Annotated in this window: 17 protein-coding genes and 3 pseudogenes; 5 read left to right on the top strand and 15 right to left on the bottom strand. The window is 37.3% G+C overall.

Annotated elements, in window-relative coordinates:
• Positions 1–9: 9 nt before the first annotated feature.
• The 6 genes and pseudogenes from H346_RS0105265 to H346_RS11110 form a co-directional block, all read right to left on the bottom strand.
• Positions 10–1,281 carry a competence/damage-inducible protein A gene (locus tag H346_RS0105265; RefSeq protein WP_027970164.1) on the bottom strand — a complete coding sequence of 424 codons (1,272 nt, stop codon included), beginning with the start codon at positions 1,279–1,281 and terminating at the stop codon, positions 10–12.
• A 398-nt stretch (positions 1,282–1,679) separates the two neighbouring features.
• Positions 1,680–2,231, bottom strand: a complete 552-nt coding sequence (locus tag H346_RS0105260; protein WP_027970163.1) for a DNA-3-methyladenine glycosylase I — start codon at positions 2,229–2,231, stop codon at positions 1,680–1,682.
• A 9-nt stretch (positions 2,232–2,240) separates the two neighbouring features.
• Positions 2,241–2,834, bottom strand: coding sequence for a Holliday junction branch migration protein RuvA (gene ruvA, locus H346_RS0105255; RefSeq protein WP_027970162.1), 594 nt, complete (start codon positions 2,832–2,834; stop codon positions 2,241–2,243).
• Position 2,835: 1 nt separating this feature from the next.
• Positions 2,836–4,056 carry an MDR family MFS transporter gene (locus tag H346_RS0105250; RefSeq protein WP_027970161.1) on the bottom strand — a complete coding sequence of 407 codons (1,221 nt, stop codon included), beginning with the start codon at positions 4,054–4,056 and terminating at the stop codon, positions 2,836–2,838.
• Between the two features lie 10 nt (positions 4,057–4,066).
• The gene (gene mutL / locus H346_RS0105245; protein WP_027970160.1) at positions 4,067–6,043 is read right to left on the bottom strand and encodes a DNA mismatch repair endonuclease MutL; all 1,977 of its coding nucleotides are present in this window, start codon (positions 6,041–6,043) and stop codon (positions 4,067–4,069) included.
• 83 nt (positions 6,044–6,126) lie between these two features.
• Positions 6,127–6,699: pseudogene (locus H346_RS11110) on the bottom strand (site-specific integrase); the annotation flags it as partial.
• 17 nt (positions 6,700–6,716) lie between these two features.
• Between H346_RS11110 and H346_RS10840 the strand changes: the two are divergent.
• Positions 6,717–6,870 (top strand): annotated as a pseudogene (locus H346_RS10840) (type II toxin-antitoxin system RelE family toxin); the annotation flags it as partial.
• A gap of 107 nt (positions 6,871–6,977) precedes the next feature.
• Here the strand turns inward: H346_RS10840 and H346_RS10835 are convergent.
• Positions 6,978–7,091 (bottom strand): annotated as a pseudogene (locus H346_RS10835) (type II toxin-antitoxin system RelB family antitoxin); the annotation flags it as partial.
• Positions 7,092–7,252: 161 nt separating this feature from the next.
• Between H346_RS10835 and H346_RS10490 the strand changes: the two are divergent.
• On the top strand, positions 7,253–7,405 hold the full coding sequence (locus H346_RS10490) for a transcriptional regulator (protein ID WP_156888854.1): 153 nt from the start codon (positions 7,253–7,255) through the stop codon (positions 7,403–7,405).
• 540 nt (positions 7,406–7,945) lie between these two features.
• A complete protein-coding gene (locus tag H346_RS10830) occupies positions 7,946–8,371 on the top strand; it encodes a hypothetical protein (protein WP_051188359.1) in 426 nt (141 codons plus the stop codon).
• Positions 8,372–8,742: 371 nt separating this feature from the next.
• Here the strand turns inward: H346_RS10830 and mutS are convergent, their stop codons facing one another.
• From mutS to argR, 3 genes are read right to left on the bottom strand one after another with little or no spacing between them, the layout of a single operon-like run.
• Positions 8,743–11,295, bottom strand: a complete 2,553-nt coding sequence (gene mutS / locus H346_RS0105220) for a DNA mismatch repair protein MutS (protein ID WP_027970159.1) — start codon at positions 11,293–11,295, stop codon at positions 8,743–8,745.
• Positions 11,282–11,635, bottom strand: a complete 354-nt coding sequence (locus H346_RS0105215; protein ID WP_027970158.1) for a YlbF family regulator — start codon at positions 11,633–11,635, stop codon at positions 11,282–11,284. The genes mutS and H346_RS0105215 overlap by 14 nt, the downstream gene beginning before the upstream one ends.
• The gene (argR, locus tag H346_RS0105210) at positions 11,632–12,069 is read right to left on the bottom strand and encodes an arginine repressor (RefSeq protein WP_027970157.1); all 438 of its coding nucleotides are present in this window, start codon (positions 12,067–12,069) and stop codon (positions 11,632–11,634) included. Before argR ends, H346_RS0105215 begins: the two co-directional genes overlap by 4 nt.
• A 290-nt stretch (positions 12,070–12,359) precedes the next feature.
• Here argR and argS point away from each other — a divergent pair, with 290 nt between their 5' ends.
• Complete coding sequence (argS, locus tag H346_RS0105205) at positions 12,360–14,051, top strand: arginine--tRNA ligase (protein WP_027970156.1); 1,692 nt, start codon at positions 12,360–12,362, stop codon at positions 14,049–14,051.
• A 68-nt stretch (positions 14,052–14,119) separates the two neighbouring features.
• On the opposite strand, the gene H346_RS0105200 is transcribed toward argS, so the two are convergent.
• The 5 genes from H346_RS0105200 to aspS form a co-directional block, all read right to left on the bottom strand.
• The gene (locus H346_RS0105200) at positions 14,120–15,520 is read right to left on the bottom strand and encodes an ATP-binding cassette domain-containing protein (protein WP_027970155.1); all 1,401 of its coding nucleotides are present in this window, start codon (positions 15,518–15,520) and stop codon (positions 14,120–14,122) included.
• A gap of 173 nt (positions 15,521–15,693) precedes the next feature.
• Positions 15,694–16,608, bottom strand: a complete 915-nt coding sequence (locus tag H346_RS0105195; RefSeq protein WP_027970154.1) for a YitT family protein — start codon at positions 16,606–16,608, stop codon at positions 15,694–15,696.
• A gap of 50 nt (positions 16,609–16,658) precedes the next feature.
• Positions 16,659–17,543: a YitT family protein gene (locus tag H346_RS0105190; protein ID WP_027970153.1), complete on the bottom strand. Its 885-nt coding sequence runs from the start codon at positions 17,541–17,543 to the stop codon at positions 16,659–16,661.
• 17 nt (positions 17,544–17,560) lie between these two features.
• Positions 17,561–18,502 carry a YitT family protein gene (locus H346_RS0105185; RefSeq protein WP_027970152.1) on the bottom strand — a complete coding sequence of 314 codons (942 nt, stop codon included), beginning with the start codon at positions 18,500–18,502 and terminating at the stop codon, positions 17,561–17,563.
• Positions 18,495–20,243, bottom strand: coding sequence for an aspartate--tRNA ligase (gene aspS, locus H346_RS0105180; RefSeq protein WP_027970151.1), 1,749 nt, complete (start codon positions 20,241–20,243; stop codon positions 18,495–18,497). Before aspS ends, H346_RS0105185 begins: the two co-directional genes overlap by 8 nt.
• Before the next feature lie 616 nt (positions 20,244–20,859).
• On the opposite strand from aspS, the gene H346_RS0105175 reads away from it, so the two are divergent.
• A partial coding sequence (locus H346_RS0105175; RefSeq protein ID WP_027970150.1) for a helix-turn-helix domain-containing protein occupies positions 20,860–21,152 on the top strand: 293 nt, incomplete at its 3' end.

The following is a 21,152-nucleotide window of genomic DNA, read 5'->3' as shown; positions in this document are numbered from 1 at the left end:
TCGCTGTAATTATAACAAATTTTCAGATTTTAATAAAGTTTTACGAACCAAAGAAAAAGCATGTAATACTGCAATGTGTCGTACATCAGAACGACTACGACTACCTATCAAAACCTTTATTGATTCTACCTTATTTTGAATGGCGAGACCAATGAAAACTGTACCTGCGGGGTGTCCCTCCAAAGTATCCGGTCCAGCAACTCCTGTAAGACTCACACCAATATCAGCATTGGTTAAAAGACGCGCTTGAACTGCCATCTGTTCTGCAGTATAAGCACTAACAATACCATGTTCTTTTATTCTAGCCAAAGGGATCTTTAACATTTTTGCTTTCTCTTCCATGCTATAAGTAACAAAACCACCATTAAATACCTGTGAAGCACCTGAAAAATCTGCTAAGGCCGCTTGGAATAGACCTGCTGTCAGACTTTCTGCTGCAGTGATGGTCTTATTATTTTTTTTCAACAACTCAAAAGCCTCTCTTGGCAAAGAATTATCCTCACCATAACCATAAAGAAAATCTGACAGTGGTTGATGTTTTGGGGTTTTTCGAGACAATAACTGCGTTTCTAACCGGTCTAACTTCTTATTGGCTAAAATCTGATTTTCGGCTTTGGTAGACAAACGAAGCGTTACTTCGCCAATCTTAGCATAAGGAGCAATAGTTGGATCTGTCTGATTCTCAATGATATCTGACAAGACTGTTACCAACTGACTTTCTCCAATTCCAAAAAAGCGCAAAACCCTAGAATAGAGTTTCGTATGATACTTCGAAAGAAGGGGCAACAGTTCATTGTTTACCATAGGTTTTAGTTCACTTGGAGGTCCAGGTAAAACAACATACGTCACACCATTAATTGTTATCAAACCTCCAACTGCAAGACCTACTCTATTTTGCAAAGGAACCGATCCTTCAATCAACTGTACCTGACGCTCATTGTTTGGTGTTCTAGACGATTGTTCTCGAACAGCAAAAAAAGCATTCAATTTTTGGTTCGCCTGCTCATCAAAAACCAAGTTTTTTTTGAGATATTTTGCTAAAGTTTGCTTGGTTAGATCATCCTCAGTTGGACCAAGTCCACCACACAATATCACTAAATCACTACGTTGACTTGCAATAGCAAGCACAGAAAGCAGCCGCTCTTCATTGTCACCCACAGACGTTTGAAAATAGACATCAATCCCTAGCTCTGCCATTTTTTCTGATAAAAATTGAGCATTGGTATTCACTATTTGCCCTGTCAAAATCTCAGTTCCTACCGCAATCAGTTCAGCCTTCATTTTCTCACCTACTTATCTATTCGTAATCTAATTTTATTTTATCAAAAAAGTCTTTAATCACGAAAAATTAAGAGGAATAACCTTAAATCATATTTCTGGCATAACGCTCCTATGACATCCATCAACTAATAGATAGATAGATAGATATTTTTAGTGACTCTCTTGGATCATTAGCTATACAAAGTAAACATTATTTGTAAAATCAGTATGCTTAATTTTCTATAGTTAAATTCCTAGGGTTCCATTCCTAATAAAGAGAGGTTTCCCAAATGTTCCGAGATGAACATGTCAACTAAAACAAAACAACAGCCGCTAACAACCTCTTTTAAGGGTTATCTTAACCAAAGAAACTAGAGATAATGTAAAACAAATTTTCATCAGCTTTGAAATAAAATAATTTACTTAAACGCACAATCTTCTTCATGATCGTTAACCAAACCTGAAGCTTGCATGAAAGAATAGACAGTTGTTGGACCTAGAAATTTAAATCCTCGCTTTTTCAAGTCTTTCGCTAATTTAACAGACAAATCATTTGGGGAGAGAATAGGATACTCTTGATTGACAAGGTTGTCAATAGGTTTTCCCCCGATAAAATCCCATAGATAAGCTGAAAAGCTACCAAACTCTTTTTGAATTTTCAACACTGCTGCTGCGTTGTTGATAGTGGCTTCTAGCTTTAACCTGTGACGGATGATAGCAGTATTCTGTAAAGCGTCAGCCATTTCCTCTTGAGTGAAAGCTGCTACTGCGGCAATGTCATAGTTATGAAAAACAGTCTTAAAAGCTTGGCGTTTCTTTAAAACTGTCAGCCAAGAAAGTCCCGATTGATAACTTTCTAGGCAAAGCAACTCAAATAAATCTCTGTCGTCATGGAGTGGTCTTCCCCATTCAAAGTCATGATAATCACAATAAAGTTGATTATTTTCTGGAACCCATGAGCAACGTTTCATGTGAAACACCTAGCCTTTCATTAACATTTTAAGAGCTGATTTAATATATTGTTCCGCTGTTTCAGCCGTCCCTTCAAAGAAACCACGTACTTTTTTCAACTCTGTTGCCTTATAGCCAAGCGCAAGTAAAGCCTCAATAGCCTCATCAAGTTGAGCATTTCCTGCCGTCTTAGTAGACGCTGTTTTCCCAATTTCTCTGGGGGCTTCGACAAACTTGCCCGCTAAATCAAGGATCATCTGCTGGGCTGTTTTCCTGCCAATCTTTGGAAACTTGGTCAAATACTTGATGTCGCTGTTGTCAATGGCATTGACAAGACCCTCATTATCATCCACCGCAACAATGGCTAAGGCTGTCATTGGACCAATTCCTGATACTGAAATCAATTTGAGAAAGACATCTTTTTCATCTTCTGTATGGAAACCAAAAAGGAGATGGGCATCTTCTCGAACCACTTGATGTAGGTAAATGGTAACTACTTGATTGACACTATCTGTAAAGCTATAAGGATTTGCCACATTAATCATATAACCTAAACCATTTGTCTCAACGACAATATATTTTGCAGTAATTTTAGTCAGTTGACCTTTTATATAATCGTACATATCACACCTTTTTCATTTTGGCGGAAACAACCGTGAGGTAAAGACCGGCACAAGCAAACACAATAAACACTAACTGAACGCCTATCTGTCCTGTAAAGTGGCTAATTGAAACTAATAAACTGGCTAGAATGGCTCCTAAGGGTTGTGCCATCGAAACAAATCCTGTATAAGACCCAATTTTAGACTGATCCATCATTTTGGCGCGTAAAACCTGACTGGCTGGCACATTAATCATTTCACCAAAAGTAAAGAGAATCACAGAAAACCAAATGGCATAGAAAGTGGTAAAAGTGAAAGAAAGTAATATTCCTATCGCAAAAATAAGAGAACCTACAATAAGCTGGGGTAACAAGCGCCATTTTTCAGTGCCTTTATTGATAAGTGTCATTAAAAAAACAATCAGAACTGTATTGGTAAAAACCATGAGAGATAACATTTTAGAGCCTGTTATCTGGTAGCCAAACAAAGTTGTTTCCTTAAAATAGAGCTTGAGATGTACAGGAATATAATTATCCATTTGCATCCAAATGCTGCTAAAAAAGACAGATCCTAGAGTAAACAGAACAAAGGCACGGTCTTTAAGCACTTGCCGATAATTTTGAAAACTTGCTAATAGTCCCGAATCATGCTCAAAAGTCTGTGTCAGTGGTTTCGTTTCATCAAAATAATAATAAGCGACGAAAAAACACAACATATTCACAACCAATAAAGCAATCAATAATTCCAAAAAGTAGTGATCATAAAAGAGTCCAGATAAGCCAGCACCGAACATGACAGCAATGTTAATGAACCAATAATTAATCGTATAAACAAAGCGGCGGTTACTAGTGTCTGTTAAATCAATCAACATCGCTTCATAAGCTGGCGCATAAAAGTTAGAAGCAATTTCCACTAATAAAATGCCAAGAAAAGTCAGCCACGGTAGAGTACGGCCAGGAAAATTTGCAAGAACTGTTAAAAACCAACCTATGGTTGTCCCTACAGACCCTATCATGACAACTTTTTTACGACCAATAGCATCAGACAGATGTCCACCATATAAGGTTCCAAAAAAACCTGTCAAGCTGGTCACCATCATCAAAATACCTGTCCAAAAACTTCCGAAGTGAGTAGTATAATACATAGCCATAAAAGGAAAAATACTACTTCCTAAGGTAATCGTAATAAAACGTACCAATTGCCTAAGCTGAATTTGCTTAGGAAGATTTAAAAATTCTTGCATTTTATCCTCTCTAATATTTGCCCAATTCTCTTAGGCTAGTATGATTTTCTTGGATACGGCGAAACATTTTTTCCATGTCTGCTTTGCTAAAATTGATTAAAACAGGTCTTCCATGAGGACAGTTGTAGGGATTTTGACATTGAGCCAGCTGTAAAAGGAGATTCCTTGCTGAATAATCGTCTAAACTGTGGTTAGCTTTAATAGACCGTTTACAACTCATCATGATGGCTAGTTCCGCTCGGTAAGTTTTAACAGAGACTTCATTGGTTAAGAGTAGCATGTCACACATTTCGTAAATACCAGATTCAATCTCTTCTTCCTTCATCCAGATAGGATGCTCTCTCAAAATAAACGTATGATGACCATAAGTCTCTAAATAAATTCCTACATCATTCAGCAGCGACATTTTTTCCTGTAAATTGATAAAATCTGCACCTGAAAATTCAAATAAATAAGGCACTAATAACTGTTGTAAACTACTGTCAACCTCACCAATTTTATCACGATAATACTCATATTTAACACGTTCTTGAGCCGCATGCTGATCAATGATGAAAAGACCATCGTTACCTTGTGCAAATAAATAAGTTCCATGCATTTGACCAAAATAATCTAACTCTGGAAAAACAGACTTTTCTTCATTTTCCAAGCGATTGAGAAGCTGTGAAAGCTTCTGTTTGTTCTTGTAATCAAAGTCTGGATGGTTGTTTTCTATCCCTATATGTTCTGGACGATTTGCATGTTTGACAAAACTGCTAGTCTGTTCACAGTCTACCTGTTTTTTTGCATCAACATCATTAACAAGTCTGTCAACTTCTACCTGAATATTATATTCCTGAGGACTATTTTCAGCTACATCTGTTTCTTTCAAAAAGAAATTATCCTTTTGAGGATCATAAAAAAGACGGCTAGGTTGCAATGGCAAGCTAGTTTGTTCAGATGTGATCATTGATCTCGTACTAGATTTCGCTAAATTTTCAAGCGCATCTGGAATCAAATCTTGTTCTCTAAGACTTTCTGAAATAGCTGTGCTAATTAAAGTCATCAATTCACGCTCTTTAGAAATACGGACCTCTTGTTTAGTAGGATGGACGTTGACATCAGCCAAATAAGGATCAATCTGAATAGCAATGACAACAATTGGAAAACGACCAACCATTAATTTAGAACCATACCCATCTAAAATCGCTCTATTAAGCAAGAAATTTTTGATATAGCGGCCATTAATAAGAATGGTCATATAATTTCGATTTGCCCGTGTCAGTTCTGGTAAGCTAACGTAACCAAATACCTCAAAATCAAGATCAGCATTAGAAATAGCAATCATTTTTTTAGCCGTATTTAAACCATAAATGCCTGCAATAGCTTGACGTAAGTCACCTGTACCAGAAGTCTGTGTTAGTTGTTTACCATCACTAATGAGTGTAAAAGCAACTTCTGGGTGAGCCAAACTCAAACGATTAACCACATCCACAATGTGAGCCAATTCTGCCTGCAAACTTTTCATGTATTTTAAGCGAGCAGGAGTATTATAAAAGAGATTCTCAACCCTTATTTTAGTTCCAACAGGTGTTGAAATAGGCTCAAGAGTCTCAACTTCCCCACCACTAGCAATTAAAATCGATCCGTGGGCTGCCTCTTCTGTTGCCGATTTCATTGTGATTTTACTAATAGAAGCCACCGATGGCAGAGCTTCTCCTCGAAAACCTAATGTTCTTATCCTAAAAAGATCACTTTGGTTTTTTATCTTGCTTGTAGCATGGCGGCGTAAACTTAAAGGCAAATCCTCATGGGACATCCCTTCACCATTATCTGTAATTTGAATCATTTTTAGACCAGATTCTTCAATTTCAATGGTAATCTGGCTACTCTTAGCATCTATCGCATTCTCAACCAATTCCTTGACAACACTTGCTGGTCTTTCAACAACTTCTCCAGCTGCAATTTGGTTGGCGAGAACTTCCGGTAATTCAATAATGTTTGTCATAATTTTGTTTTTAACACTTTCTAAACGTTGATAGAACAAGCTTTCTGATAAGTTTATACCTCTCAACATATCAATTTATGGACTCACAAGCTATTCATAGCTTTTTCATAGTATAAGACAGCCTCTTTTTCTTTATCCTTAGAAAGATGACCATAAGTATAAGTCATACTAATTATTAACATACCCTAAACGATACTGGAGTTCTTTGTAACTGTGATACCAGCATTCAGCAGTAAGCTACGGTGAGCATGTTTAAAAGCGTGAAAGGTAAAACGTTCAATACCTACTTCCCTACTACACCTAGTGTCTAAAGCACTTTGTCTAGTAGAAGCATTAAAATATTTTCTCGTCGGTGTCACAAATACCACTTTCGACACACGCGCACCAATGTCATTGAATAATTGTCGCTGTCTCATTCAGTAGAGTTTTAAACTTCTAATGGTCCTCTGATCAATGCCGATTACTCTATTTCCTGACTATGTTTTGGTGTACTCAAAAACTTTAAATTTTTTATAGGTTTTACTAATAGCTATTGTACCATTTTCTAAATCAAATCGCACCGTTCTAGCGCACAAGCTTCTCCTATCATCTATACCAGTGGCTAGCAAAAACCGATAGAGCACAGTGTCAAAATACAAGTTATAGCGCTTGAGTTGATGAAAACCTAGATGACACTCATAACCCAAGGCAACACGAAAAAGGATTGACGGGGCATGCCAATGAATGGGTGATACCGTATCGGTGATTATCGACTAATACGCGGTATTCAAGACGACAAAATGATTATCCTAGCACTTGAATTTGGACACCGCAAAGAAATTTATAAATGGATTGGCTTCCTTTTTGCAGCGTCTTTTTATTTTGCAGTCTACATGCAGATAGCAAGCTTCTGAGCGAAGCAAGAGGTATATTTGAACATCCTAAAAGGTCAAGTTAATTGCTCTGCTAATGCTATTTTGAATAACTCTGATAGTATTTTTCCTGTATAAACCACATAACTTCTAAACAGTTCTTCTGAGGTATTTAGCCTTAGTGATACCATTCCCACTCTTTGCTTTTATTGTGTAATATATTGTATATCAAAATTTGGAGCATGCCATCAGAAGAGAATTATAAAATTGTATAGCTTATTGAACCTACAAAAACAGCTCACGGCTGTCTCCTCGGTTAATAATTCGATAAAATCATTATACCAAAAAGGAGTTAACTATGAGCACCAAAGAAAAATTAAAAGAACTAAAACCGCTCTTTGCTTTAATGCTTTATTTGAGGAGTAACGCGACAAAGAAAAGAGCTCTGCTAAAGTTTGTGACATATTATAGGGATGGGATGCTAAAAAATAATATTCGCTTTTTAATATAAAAATACAGTCTTATAAGACTAATAAGGCTATCTATATCCTCTAAAACATAACAATTTATTTCGAAACATTTGGTGTCGTTCCCAAAATTAATTAAACAAAATCAAATTAGATGTCAAACCACTAAAAAATGTTGTTTATTCGTTGAATAATGTGTTATAATAACTCCTGTTTGAAAATTAATTTATGGTGAGAAGTATGAAAAAGAAGTTAGTATTGAAGTTAGGGATTATGTTATCGGTCAGTTTTGCGTGTCTTATCCATGATAATGTGAAAGCCATAACAAATGCAGAGTGGAGTCAAAGTTTTGGTAGTTATTATGGTGATGACGACTACACAACACCCCCCCCACAACAGGAGACCCGAAGAAAGTAGGGTTTAGAAATGATTGGGATAAAGCCAGAAGCTTTGGTGTAAAACCAATAAACGCTGGAGATAATAAAATCGAAGTAAAAACAAGTCCGGGAGCTCTTGTAACAGTCTCATTAACAACTGATGGAGCAACTACTAGTATATACGAACTAGTTAGTACAAACTCCTCAATGAGTAGTGGTACTTATACTAACACTTATAAAATCAAACCAACTATTGCAAATTCTTCAGGAATTGCAACATTCGATTTAGCAAACTCAGGAAAATATGATAAACAACAAGATAAAGTTGAAAAAAGCACTGAATCTAATGCGAAAAAAGGAGATACATATCTAGTCACTGCCAGTGTTAATGGATGGACAATAGGCACAGGAAGTTGGACTGTAGGAAAAAGTAAACCTAAAGATCAGCTAGAAAAAGATGAAGAAGAAATGGCAAAGATTTTAGAGCAGTTCGAAAAAGAAGAGCAAGAGCGCGAGGCTCTAGATTTATTCAAAAATACTGCACAACGCGAAGAAAACAAACCATGGTACAAACGCTTAGGTGACAGTATCCAAGACCAATGGTGGAACTTCAAAAGTTGGCGGAGAGGATAGTTTCTCTTCCCTATTACTGCCAAACCTGTTATAGTAAGTCTACAAACCAAAGCAAGAACTCATTGTGTAAAGGACCTGTAAAGGTCTTTTTTTTTGGTCACCTTTTTGTAACCTTTTGAGGAAAATCTAAGGACACTTAAAACCTACACTTTCTCAAGAAAACAGTAATATCAACCCTTAAAAGCTGTCAATGCGCTGTAAAGACTTCCAAACGTAGATCAATAATTTTTGTTATCGTTTCTTTTCATTCTTACGGATTATGATAACACACGTCAACATTAAGCTGGACAAAAACCATGCCTTCACAATAAGCACTAACAAAAGAGCCACTCCCATGAAAGTGACTCTGAATCATAGCTAATGGACAGAAACTACAGTAGCTTTTTCAACTCATATAGTGTTGTCATGGCTTGAAGTGGCGTGAGTTTCATAACATCAACTGCTTCTAGTTGACGAATAATATCTCTTGTCTGGTCATCACTACCAAATAGAGATAATTGCCTATGAGAGGAACTTAGATCAGAACTTGAAACTGTTTTTTCAACTATTTTTTCTGGATGGGATGGTGTTTCTAATGTGGTCAACACCTGACTAGCCCTTTCCAATAGGTCTTTAGGAAGTCCCGCAATTTTAGCAACATGTATCCCATAAGATTTATCTGCTGGACCTTCTGCAATTTTATGAAGAAAGGTCACATCCCCATCTTTTTCCAGTGTTGCCACATGAACATTCACCAGACTTGTCAACCTTTTTGACAGATCTGTCAATTCATGATAGTGGGTCGCAAACATGGTCTTGGCACCAACCCTATCGTGAATATACTCAATAATTGCCTGCGCCAATGCCATCCCGTCATAAGTTGCCGTCCCTCGACCCAATTCATCAAATAAGATTAAGGAATTTTCACTAGCCCTTTTAATGGCATGGTTAGCTTCCATCATTTCCACCATAAAGGTAGACTGCCCTGAAATCAAATCATCAGCGGCACCAATACGGGTAAAAATGGCGTCAAACAAAGGTAAATCAACCGCATCAGCAGCTACAAAAGACCCCATCTGAGCCATAATAACCGTTAAGGCAAGTTGCCTCATATAAGTTGATTTACCGCTCATATTTGGTCCAGTAATTAATTGAATGCTGGTCTGATGATTGAAAAAAATGCTATTAGGAATATACTCTTGTACCCCCATAACCCTCTCAACGACCGCATGCCGACCATTACGAATATCAATAACATGCTCTTTATTAAAGCTTGGTCGGGTATAATGATTGGTTTCTGCAACAACCGCTAAACTTTGTAACACATCAACGGTTGCCAGAGTCTTAGCTAGTTTTTGAAGTCTTGCAATATAAGTTTCCACTTGAGTACGAATACGTATAAAAATATCATATTCGAGACTTGCCGACTCCTCTCTTGCTTCCAACATTTGACCTTCAATTTTAGACAATTCTGCTGTTCCATAGCGTTCTGAATTTTTCAATGTTGCTTTTCTGAAAAAATACTCAGGAACCATAGTCAAATTAGAATTCGTCACATGAAAATAATAGCCATCTTTTCTATTGTAATCAATTTTCAAATTATTAATGCCACTAGCTTTTCTTTCCTTAGCCTCAATATCAGCAATCCAACCAGTTCCTTCTCGCATGACCTTACGATAATGGTCAAGTTTCTCATCAAAACCTGTACGAATGATACTGCCCTCACTAATGGTTGCCGGAGCATCTGGATCAATGGCTGTGCGAATAAGAAATTCAAGTTCAGGTAAGCAGTCAATATCCTTGACAATTTTGTCAACATGAGGGCTATTGAAAGATTCTAGAATAGCTTTGATATAAGGCACTTGCGTTAAAGTACGCCCTAATTGTAACAAGTCCTTTGGATTGGCTTTACCAAAAGAAACGCGACTTGATAAACGCTCAATATCATAAATACCTTTTAAACTGTCACTTAAATCTGTTCGCTCAATAAAAGCATCTAGAAATACTTGAATAATTTCTTGACGTTCTAAAATAGCCTCTCTAGAAACTAGAGGTCTATCAATCCATGCTCGCAATAGGCGCATTCCCATGGCAGTTTTTGTTTCATCCAAGAGCCAATACAAGCTACCATGTTTCTTGCTTGTTCGCGCATTTTCCACTAAATCTAGACTTGATTTGGTCGCATAAGACATCTGTAAGTAGTCCTTAATTTCATAATGAACTAACTTTTGTAAATGGCTAAGCTTTCGCATCTGTGTTCTGTGAACATATTGTAATAACTTGCCTGCCGCAGATAACTCAACAGCTGTCAACTGACTGTCAATGAGAGGACTTCCCTCAAAAACAGTATTTTCATATGAGATCAGTAGATTCATCTGCTTAATCAAAATGGCTTGCTCTTCCTCTGACAAATCAAATCCTAGTAGTACTTCTCTCGCTTTGAGGTTTTGAATTTCACTTCTTACACTTGCAAAATCTATCAAGTCTGTAACACAAAATTCACCTGTAGAAACATCCATATAAGCCAAACCATAATGATTGCCATCAAAATCTACTGCAACCAAAAAATTATTGGTACTATCAGGTGTTAACGAATCCACAACAGTTCCTGGTGTAATGACCTGAACCACTTCACGTTTGACCACACCCACAGCTTGCTTAGGATCTTCCATTTGCTCTGCGATAGCAACCTTATGACCTAACTCAACTAAAACATCAATATATTGTTGGGCAGAATGATGGGGCATACCTGCCATAGGAATAGGATTTTCTGCGTTCTTATTTCGACTTGTCAATCCAATTTCCAAAATTTGTGCAGCCTTAACAGCATCTTCATAAAATAACTCGTAAAAGTCACCCATCCTAAAAAGCAAAAAAGCATCTGGGTAATCTTTTTTGATGTCCAGATACTGCTGCATTCCAGGAGAAATATTAGCTTTTGCCATCTGTTAACTCCTTGTTTAATTGATCTTCTATACTTTTAGTAATATACTGAATCAAATCACTCGCATTTTGCATTTTCTCACGATAATCCTCAATAAGAGGTTGACAATTCAGAATCTCTTCTAGTTCTCTCGCTTTGTTCTCAGACATAACAGCTGCCTGTTCTTTAGCTATTTTTTGAAAAAGCTGCGCATCTTGTTGATAGCGTTTCATTTGGTAAGCTTTTTGTTCAAAATTAGTTAACTGAGACAACTGTTGCTGCACCTCTTTATAAGCCACTATACTGGGATGCCCATGAATAGCGGCAGTCAAGTGACTTAAAGAGTCATGATAAGTTGTCATATGCTTGCTGCTAAATCTTTTTCAAAACGTTTTGCAATGTCTTCGTCTCGGCAAATGACAAGTAAGGTATCTGCACCGGCAATCGTACCTAAAACATCTTCAATAGCATCGTTATCAATGAGGTTAGCCAAAACATCAGCCTCACCTAAGTTAGTATGAAGAACTAACATAAACCCAGCCCGATCAACTTTTAGCACATAGAAACGAACATCAGGACTAAATGGTGACGCAACAGGCTCAGAAAGGCTATAATAAAGCTTACCTTGCTCATCCCTTAATTTTAAAAGACCAATCTCTCTTAAATCACGAGACAGTGTTGCTTGAGTAACCAAAATACCTTCTTTTTGAAGGTAATTTTTAATTTCTTCCTGCGTGCCAATATGATTTGACTGAACGATCCGCTTAATTTGGTTTTGTCGCTCCATTTTATTCATGATATATCACCCCAATTGTATAATTATCCTCTTAAATTATACCAAAAAAACAGTATCATTTCATCTTATCTCTGTCATTTTCTGTGATTTTTTCTTAGAATTAGAGAGAAACGAGCTTGAAAAGTGTTGAGAATTACGTTTATCTATCTTTTTCTAAAATTCTCAAAAAAATAATTTTCGAAGTAAGTTTTTCAACTTAACCATTCCAGTATAATTTATCAATCCTCTTATCGTTTATTTTAAAGAAATGTGTTAAAATAGGGTGACAAACAATTTTTAGGAGACACACTATGGATACTAAAACTCTAATTGCAAGCGAAATTGCTAAAGTTGTTCCAGAATTAGAACAAGATGCCATTTTTAATTTACTGGAAACCCCAAAAAATTCTGACATGGGTGACCTTGCCTTTCCAGTTTTCAGTTTGGCAAAAGTGCTTCGCAAAGCGCCTCAACTGATTGCTAGCGACTTATCTGAAAAAATTGATGCCAGCCAGTTTGAAAAAGTCGTAGCGGTCGGACCTTACATTAATTTCTTCCTTGATAAGGCAAACATCTCATCACAAGTACTTGATCAAGTTATCAAAGCTGGTCCAAACTATGCTCAACAAGACGAAGGCAAGGGGCGTAATGTTGCTATTGATATGTCAAGTCCTAATATTGCAAAACCATTCTCAATTGGACACCTTCGTTCAACTGTTATTGGGGACAGTCTTGCCAACGTTTTCGCAAAAATGGGCTACACCCCTGTTAAAATTAATCATCTTGGTGACTGGGGAAAACAGTTTGGTATGCTCATCGTTGCCTACAAAAAATGGGGCGATGAAGCCGCAGTCCAAGCTCATCCAATTGATGAACTCTTAAAGCTCTATGTGCGTATCAATGCCGAAGCAGAAACGGATCCAACAGTTGATGAAGAAGCCCGTGACTGGTTCCGTAAGCTAGAATCCGGTGACCAAGAAGCTACAGAACTATGGCAATGGTTCCGTGATGAAAGTTTACTTGAATTCAATCGACTGTATGAGCAATTAAATGTGACTTTTGACAGTTACAACGGTGAAGCTTTCTACAATGATAAAATGGATGAGGTTCTTGACTTACTTGACTCTAAAAACTTACTCATTGAATCTAAAGGAGCTCAAGTTGTTAATCTTGAAAAATACGGCATTGAACACCCTGCTTTGATTAAAAAATCAGATGGTGCAACACTATACATCACCCGAGACTTAGCTGCTGCGCTTTATCGCAAACGTACCTACGACTTTGCAAAATCAATCTATGTTGTTGGAAATGAACAAGCTGCCCACTTTAAACAATTAAAAGCAGTCTTAAAAGAAATGGGCTACAATTGGTCTGATGATATGACACACGTTGCCTTTGGTCTTGTTACTAAAGGTGGTGCTAAACTGTCAACACGTAAGGGGAATGTTATTCTTCTTGAACCAACTGTTGCCGAAGCCATTAACCGTGCAGCCTCTCAAATTGAGGCTAAAAATCCAAATCTTACCAACAAAGAGGCTGTTGCCCATGCTGTCGGTGTTGGTGCCATCAAATTCTACGACCTTAAAACAGATCGTATGAATGGTTATGACTTTGACCTTGAAGCCATGGTTTCCTTTGAAGGAGAAACGGGACCTTATGTGCAATACGCTCATGCCCGTATCCAATCAATCCTACGTAAGGCTAACTTTGTGCCATCTGATAACATCACTTACAGCTTAAATGATGCTGAAAGTTGGGAAATTGTCAAACTTATTCAAGATTTCCCGCGCATTATCAGACGTACAGCTGATAACTTTGAGCCATCTATTATGGCAAAATTTGCTATTAGTTTAGCGCAAACCTTTAATAAATATTATGCTCATACCCGTATTCTTGATGAAGATTCGCAACGTGATAGCCGCCTAGCTCTTTGCTTCTCAACCGCTACTGTCCTTAAAGAAGCCCTTCGCTTGCTAGGTGTTGAAGCTCCAAACGAAATGTAATATCTTATAATCATCAACTCCTCCGCTCTTCACTTTGCGAAGGAGTTTTTAGGCTTTCAACAACCTCTTTAATGCTCACTTTGTTTAACGACTATTTCTAACTGCTTATCTTTGATCTCATAAATTTGTGTTGCTACTGCCTTAACTAAATTAATATCATGAGAAACCAAGATAAACGGACGTGAGTAAGTTTTTAAACACATCTCCAAAGCCTCCATGGCTGCAAGATCCAAATAATTTGTCGGCTCATCTAACACCAATAATTGATGATCACTAAGAATAGCAGCTACTAAGGCTAATCGAACCCTTTCACCACCAGACAAAGTAATTATCTTTTGATGAGCCTTTTGGTAAGGAATTCCCATCATTGCAAGATAATTCAAAATAAGAATGCGATCTTGACTAGACTGCTTGCAAACGAAATCAAAAGCTGTCTGCTGCATTTCCAGTTGTGTCTGATCCTGCTTAAAGTAGGTCACATCAAGCTGTTCTGCATAGAAACCTGACAAGTTTTTGGCAACTAAAGCTTCTAAAAAAGTTGATTTTCCAGCCTTATTTCTTCCAATCACAGCTATCTTACTATTGGCTCTTACCGTAAATTCTGGGTAGGAAAATAAAAAGTGACCATCTCGATACAAACATCCTTCTTGCAAATGACAGAGGGTGTAAGGAATTGTTATTTTATCGGTTTTATACTTTAATTTTGCCCAATTTCTTTTCGTTACTTTCTCAGGATGAGCCATCTTTTCTAAGCGGTGAGCCATTGCCTTAGCTGATTTAGCCATATCTTTAGCCTGAGAGTCGTAACTTCCAGCGAAAGCATTTACTTTCCAATCCGATCGTGAGACTGTTTTTTTCTTTTTCATCATTTTATTAGCTCTTTCTTTTTTCTCTTGAATTTGCTTTTCAAGTTGAGCAACCTTACGATGGTAATGATTTAAAGCACTCGCTTGTTTTTGCCTTTTGAGTTCGTTTGCTACTTTGTAAGCATCATAATTTCCCTTATAAACCTTAATTGTTTTGTCCTCGATTGACCATATTTTTTGACACACTTGATTCATTAGATAACGATCATGACTGGCAATAAGAACTGTTCCCCGATAACGGTCTAATTGATGAACCAACCACTGACGATTGGCACGGTCTAAATGTGAACTTGGTTCGTCTAGTATCAGTAACGGTGCTTTTTGCTGAAATGCAGCCTTTAAGTAAGACATCACTGTTTCGCCACCAGATTGCTGATGGCTAATTTTTAATTGAGGTACGTAAACGGCAAGCACATGTAATTTTACTAGCCCTTGATAAGACTGACTGCCATCGATAAGTGTTTTGATAAAACTTGTTTTTCCTGAACCATTATCACCAATAAGAAAAACTTTTTCACCTTGATTGAGCAGTAGAGACTCTACAGACAACAATATTTTATCCCTTATCTCCAATTTATAACGATTGACCGTAAGTATTTCCATAGTGAATTCCCTTTCTATAGCAAGAAAGGTCTGAAAAAGAGTACACAAAAAGCCCTGATTTTCAAACCTCAAAGCAGACACTACACCCCTTACTATGTTTTCAAGGACTAGTGTACGACAATGAGTTATTTGTTAATCATGGCTCTTTCAACCCCTTAATTCTTTTATCGTTTTCATTTTAACAGCTTAGGCTTTTTCTGTAAAGCTTTTTCAATCGGTTTGTCAAAATTTTTACGACGAATTTTAAAATCTGAACTAATGACCTCATCCACATCAATAATGGAAATAAACGCATCTGGATCTAGTTCTGCTAGAATACGTTTGACCTCACGAACTTCCGTAGGATTTAAGGTAACATACATGATATTATAATCATTACCTGAATAAGCGCCTTGACCTTTCAGATAAGTCACGCCACGATTAATTTCTGTCAAAATAGCTTGAGCAGCTGCCTCTGATTGTTTCGTAATGATAATCATACCACGAATCGTGTAACCACCGTTTTGAACCACGCTAATCATCTGACTAAATACAAAACTTGCCACTAAGGTATAAAGCATATGTTTTAAATCCACGTAAGTTAAAGAAGCCGTCAAAACAAGTGCATCGATTAAAAGCAAGGTTTGTCCTAGCTTGGCACCGAATTTCTCTTCTGCAATACGGCCAATAATATCTGTTCCACCCGTAGTTGCCCCGTAGCGAAAAACAATGCCACTACCAATTCCTGAAAACAATCCTGCTACGACAGCCACTAGCATCATATCATTCTCTAAACCAAGTTCCATAGGAACTTTTTGCCACATCCAGATAAAGATTGACATCAAGACTGTTCCATAAATAGTTAAGGCCAAAGAACGCTTTCCAAAAATCTTCGCCCCTAATATAAAAAGGGGAAGATTGAATAAAAGGGATGAATAGGCGGGATTAATGCCAAAATGAGCATGTAAAATCAAAGTTATTCCTGAAACTCCACCTTCAGCCAAGGAATTTGCCATGTTAAAATTAACAAAACCAAAAGTATAAATCGCCACACCTAAGGCAATTAAAAATAATTCCAACAATTTAGTCAGTCTATCATGATGTGTCATTCATATTCCTCACTATTCTTCAACAAATGAGTCTCCTTTTAAAGATAATGCTATTTTGTTTTTTTCTTTCTATGATATTTACTTTTCATTACCACAAATTCTGGGCTATTAATTTCGTCAACATCAAAATAAGAGACGAATGCATTCGGATCAATCTGCTCCAAGAAAGCTTTTAATTCTCTAACATCTGTTCGACCTAAAGCGACATAAATCACCTTTTTCTCCCGTCCAGAATAGGCGCCCTCACCGTGTAAATAAGTAATTCCCCTGCCTAATTCTTCCATGATAAATTTGGAAATCGCTTCTGCACAATCTGAAACAATAATAGTCCCACGAGCAGCGTAGCCACCTTGTTGTACCAAACGAACAATTTGACCATACATAAAACTTGCAATCAGCGCATACATCATTTGCGGCAATGAAATATAGGTCAAAGAGACAATCATAACAAAAATATCAATACCTAAAAGAGCTTGATTTAATTGCAAGCCAAACTTATCTTCAAGAAGTTTAGCAATAATATCTGCTCCGCCTATGGTCCCACCATTACGGAAAACAAGACCACCACCAAGACCACCAATAATCCCAGCCATCAAGGACACTACTAAATTATCATGATTTAAATCCACAACCAAAGGAAACTGTTGAAATAACCAAACAAAAAAGTAAAGAGATAAAATGCCAGTAACCGTGTAAACCATGGCTCTCTTCCCAAAAAATTTAACCCCTAACATCACTAAAGGCATGTTAATGAGGTATCCTGTCAAGGAAGGATCAATGTTAAGCAACGCTTTACCAACCAAGGTTAAACCTGCCAAACCATTGGCTGCAATTCGATTAGCCATATAAAAATAAACAAAAGCAAAGGCATAGATGGCTGCACCAAAAATAATGAAGCAAAAATTCTTGAAATTTAAGCATTTATTAACCGGCATGAGATCTCCTATTTTTATTAATCTTCTTCAACAAAGCGCCCAATAATCCTCACATTTTCAGCAACAGAAACAAAGGCATGTGGATCTGTTTTCAACATCAACCACTTGAATTCTGCATATTCTTCCTGAGTAAGAATAGTAATCAAAACCGCTTTTTGCTCATGTTTATACGTGCCCTCAGCATCATTGATGCTAGTAACCCCACGATGCAAACGCTTATGAATCATGTTAATAACGCACTCTGGATAGCTAGTGATAATGATAGCCTGCATCTTCTTTTGCTTGGTAAAAATAGCATCTGTCACACGACTTGACACAAAAATTGACACTATAGAATAAAGAGCATGCTGCCAACCAAACAAAATACCTGCAAAAACCAAAATAGCAGCATTTACCATTAAAGACAGGCTACCAACATCCTTATCTGTTCGTTTTCTGAGAGTTAGACTAATAATGTCAGTACCGCCACTAGAGATCCGAGATTTAAGTCCTGTTCCAATTCCCATTCCCATCACTAAGCCACCAAAAATAGCATTAATCAAGGGATCGGAAGTTAAAGTTACTTGAGGCATGATCTGAATAAAAAAAGAACTCATACTAACAGTGATAAAGGTAAAAATAGTAAACTGATGACCAATTTTATACCAAGCCAATATCAATAAAGGAATATTAATCAAGTAGAAAGCCAAAGCAACAGGAAAATCGTATCCCAAAATCCGATGACTAAGGGCAGAAAATACCTGTGCCAAGCCTGTGGCACCACTTGAATAGACATGCCCAGGCTGAAAGAAAAAATTAACAGCAATGCTAGACAGTATGCCATAAAGCAGAGAAGCGGAAATCTTCTCTGCATATTTTTCTCTCGAAATACTCCTAAGAGCATGCAATAAGCCGACTTTTTTGGCACCTCTACTAATGAGATATTTAATTTTTTTCTTATAAGTTGTTTTCTTAATCATGATTTTCAATTTGAAGTTTGAGTTCTTCCAACTGTTTTTCAGAAACAAAATTTGGAGCTTGAGTCATTGGGTCAGATGCCTTATTATTTTTAGGGAAGGCAATAACTTCACGAATATTATCTTTTCCAGCAAGCAACATCACCAAGCGGTCAAGACCAAGAGCAAGCCCACCATGTGGAGGAAAACCATATTCCATAGCTTCTAACAAGAAGCCAAATTGTTTATGTGTATCGTCTGCTGTAAAACCAAGAGCTTTAAACATGCGCTCTTGCATCTCTTTTTGATTGATACGAAGGCTACCGCCCCCAAGTTCATAACCGTTGAGAACAATATCATAAGCGACAGCACGAACGTTTGCCAAATCTCCTTCTAATTCATGGGCAGATTCCTTGGTTGGAAGAGTGAACGGATGATGGGCTGACATGTAACGTTTCTCTTCTTCTGACCATTCAAACATTGGCCAATCAACCACCCATAGGAAATTGAACTGAGACTGGTCAATCATATCAAGATCTTTGGCAATACGGTTTCGAAGAGCACCCAAAGTATTATTCACCACCTCAAGTTCATCAGCTATAAATAAGACTAAATCATTTTCAGCAAGTCCTAACTGACCTAACAATTCTGGTTCAATACCTGTCAAGAATTTAGCCACAGGACCAGCTAGATTGCCTTCTGTTACTTTAATCCAGGCTAACCCCTTAGCACCAAACTGTTTCGCAAACTCTGTTAATTTATCAATCTCCTTACGTGAATACTTATCGGCATTTCCTTTAACCACAATGGCCTTGACAGCAGGAGCTTCTGAAAAAACGTTAAAGTCAACTGCCTTGACAGTAGCTGTCAAGTCTTGTAAAAGCATCTCAAAACGTGTATCAGGTTTGTCTGAGCCATAATAATTCATGGCATCATTGTAGGTCATACGTGGAAATGGTAGGGTAACCTCAATGCCTTTTGTTTCTTTCATGACCTTAGCAATCATGCCTTCAACAATATCTTGAATCTCTTGTTCAGAAAGAAAAGATGTCTCCAAGTCAACTTGCGTAAACTCAGGTTGACGATCACCACGTAAGTCCTCATCACGAAAACACTTAACTATTTGATAGTAGCGATCAAAACCAGCATTCATCAACAACTGTTTAGTAATCTGTGGACTTTGTGGCAAAGCATAAAAATGACCTTGGCTGACACGACTAGGTACCAAGTAGTCACGCGCACCTTCAGGAGTTGATTTAGTCAGCATTGGAGTTTCAACGTCAATAAACTCAAGTTCATCTAAATAGTTACGAATAGAATGAGTCACCTTCGCACGTAGCTTGAAGTTTTCTAACATTTCTGGACGACGTAAATCCAAATAACGATAGCGCAAGCGTGTGTCATCACTAACCTCAACTCCATTTTTTATTTCAAAAGGTGTTGTTTTAGCAGCATTTAAAATAGTTAGGGCAGTCACTTTTAATTCAACTGCACCTGTTGCTAATTTATCATTGGCTTGCTGACGGGCTTCAACAACCCCTTCAACCTCAATCACATATTCGTTACGTAAGTGTTCGGCAGTTATCATCAAATCACTTGAAACATCCTCCGGATTAATGACCAATTGCATAATACCCTCACGATCACGCAAATCAATGAAAATGAGACCTCCCAAATCACGACGGCGGTCTACCCAACCTTTCAATGTTATTCTCGTTCCAATGTGCTCCTTGCGAACACGTCCTGCATACATGCTACGTTTCATAAATAAACTCCCTAAAACAAACCAAAAAGTATCAGACATCTGAAAAATCCTTCTGCGCATCAACCCTTTGTTCGTTTCCAAATTCCTTTCACTATTAAAATCATTTAATGCATTCCCACTTATTATAACAAAAAGCACTCAAAAACCCCACCCTATTAGGAAGAGTTTTTGAATATAAGGAAAGAGAAAATATACCATTAACGCGTAGCAAAATGCTTAGAAAAACTAACGAGAACGTGAAACTCCAACTAAGTAATCACTACTTACAAAAATCTTATCATAGACATATAACAGACAAAAGAAATGATTCCAGAGCTCTGAAGTTCCCCAAAAAATAATGTCTCTATAAGTCTCACCTCACATTCAAACTATTTATTTTCACTCTCTGTCTAACACTGACAAGGAAAGCCACCAGTTTTCGAGTTATTCTAGGAATTACGTTTACAAGCTAGTTCTAAAGTATCTAAACCATGAATTTGTCAACCCTAATCCAAGAAACTCGCGGTGAAACTAGTCCCCATTTTTAAATCCCAATTTGTACAATTAAGTTAGACAGAAAAAGCCATCTATGTTAGGCTCAGATAAACACCACATTTGTCTGAAAGGAATAACATAAATGACCTATACCCATCTTACCACAAACGAACTTGTAATGATAGAGGCATATGTTGAGAATGGCATATCGGTTCTCAAAATAGCTCAATCGCTTAAGCGAAGCCGACAAACGATTCATAAGGTTGTAACTTTCCTAAAACAAGGAAAGTCAGCCAATGACTATTATCAGTTCTACAAGGCCAATAAATCTCGCTGTGGACGTCGTCAAGCTATTCTTTCTGATGATGAAAAGACCTTCATCCAAAGTTATCTGAAGCAAGATTGGAGCCTAGATGTGATTAAAGGGACCTTTCC

Origin of the sequence: Streptococcus castoreus DSM 17536, assembly GCF_000425025.1 — a bacterium.
GTDB classification, from domain to species: domain Bacteria; phylum Bacillota; class Bacilli; order Lactobacillales; family Streptococcaceae; genus Streptococcus; species Streptococcus castoreus.
This window is presented reverse-complemented; position numbering and strand designations above follow the sequence as displayed.

Bases quoted from the DNA above. Each gene is read 5' to 3' on its own strand.
- H346_RS0105250 (WP_027970161.1), bottom strand. From the start codon at position 4,056: ATGCAAGAATTTTTAAATCTTCCTAAGCAAATTCAGCTTAGGCAATTG.
- H346_RS0105265 (WP_027970164.1), bottom strand. From the start codon at position 1,281: ATGAAGGCTGAACTGATTGCGGTAGGAACTGAGATTTTGACAGGGCAA.
- mutL (WP_027970160.1), bottom strand. From the start codon at position 6,043: ATGACAAACATTATTGAATTACCGGAAGTTCTCGCCAACCAAATTGCA.
- aspS (WP_027970151.1), bottom strand. From the start codon at position 20,243: ATGAAACGTAGCATGTATGCAGGACGTGTTCGCAAGGAGCACATTGGA.
- H346_RS10830 (WP_051188359.1), top strand. From the start codon at position 7,946: ATGAGTAGTGGTACTTATACTAACACTTATAAAATCAAACCAACTATT.
- H346_RS10490 (WP_156888854.1), top strand. From the start codon at position 7,253: ATGAGCACCAAAGAAAAATTAAAAGAACTAAAACCGCTCTTTGCTTTA.
- H346_RS0105190 (WP_027970153.1), bottom strand. From the start codon at position 17,543: ATGCCGGTTAATAAATGCTTAAATTTCAAGAATTTTTGCTTCATTATT.
- mutS (WP_027970159.1), bottom strand. From the start codon at position 11,295: ATGGCAAAAGCTAATATTTCTCCTGGAATGCAGCAGTATCTGGACATC.
- H346_RS0105215 (WP_027970158.1), bottom strand. From the start codon at position 11,635: ATGACAACTTATCATGACTCTTTAAGTCACTTGACTGCCGCTATTCAT.
- argS (WP_027970156.1), top strand. From the start codon at position 12,360: ATGGATACTAAAACTCTAATTGCAAGCGAAATTGCTAAAGTTGTTCCA.
- H346_RS0105200 (WP_027970155.1), bottom strand. From the start codon at position 15,520: ATGGAAATACTTACGGTCAATCGTTATAAATTGGAGATAAGGGATAAA.
- H346_RS0105185 (WP_027970152.1), bottom strand. From the start codon at position 18,502: ATGATTAAGAAAACAACTTATAAGAAAAAAATTAAATATCTCATTAGT.
- ruvA (WP_027970162.1), bottom strand. From the start codon at position 2,834: ATGTACGATTATATAAAAGGTCAACTGACTAAAATTACTGCAAAATAT.
- H346_RS0105260 (WP_027970163.1), bottom strand. From the start codon at position 2,231: ATGAAACGTTGCTCATGGGTTCCAGAAAATAATCAACTTTATTGTGAT.
- H346_RS0105195 (WP_027970154.1), bottom strand. From the start codon at position 16,608: ATGACACATCATGATAGACTGACTAAATTGTTGGAATTATTTTTAATT.
- argR (WP_027970157.1), bottom strand. From the start codon at position 12,069: ATGAATAAAATGGAGCGACAAAACCAAATTAAGCGGATCGTTCAGTCA.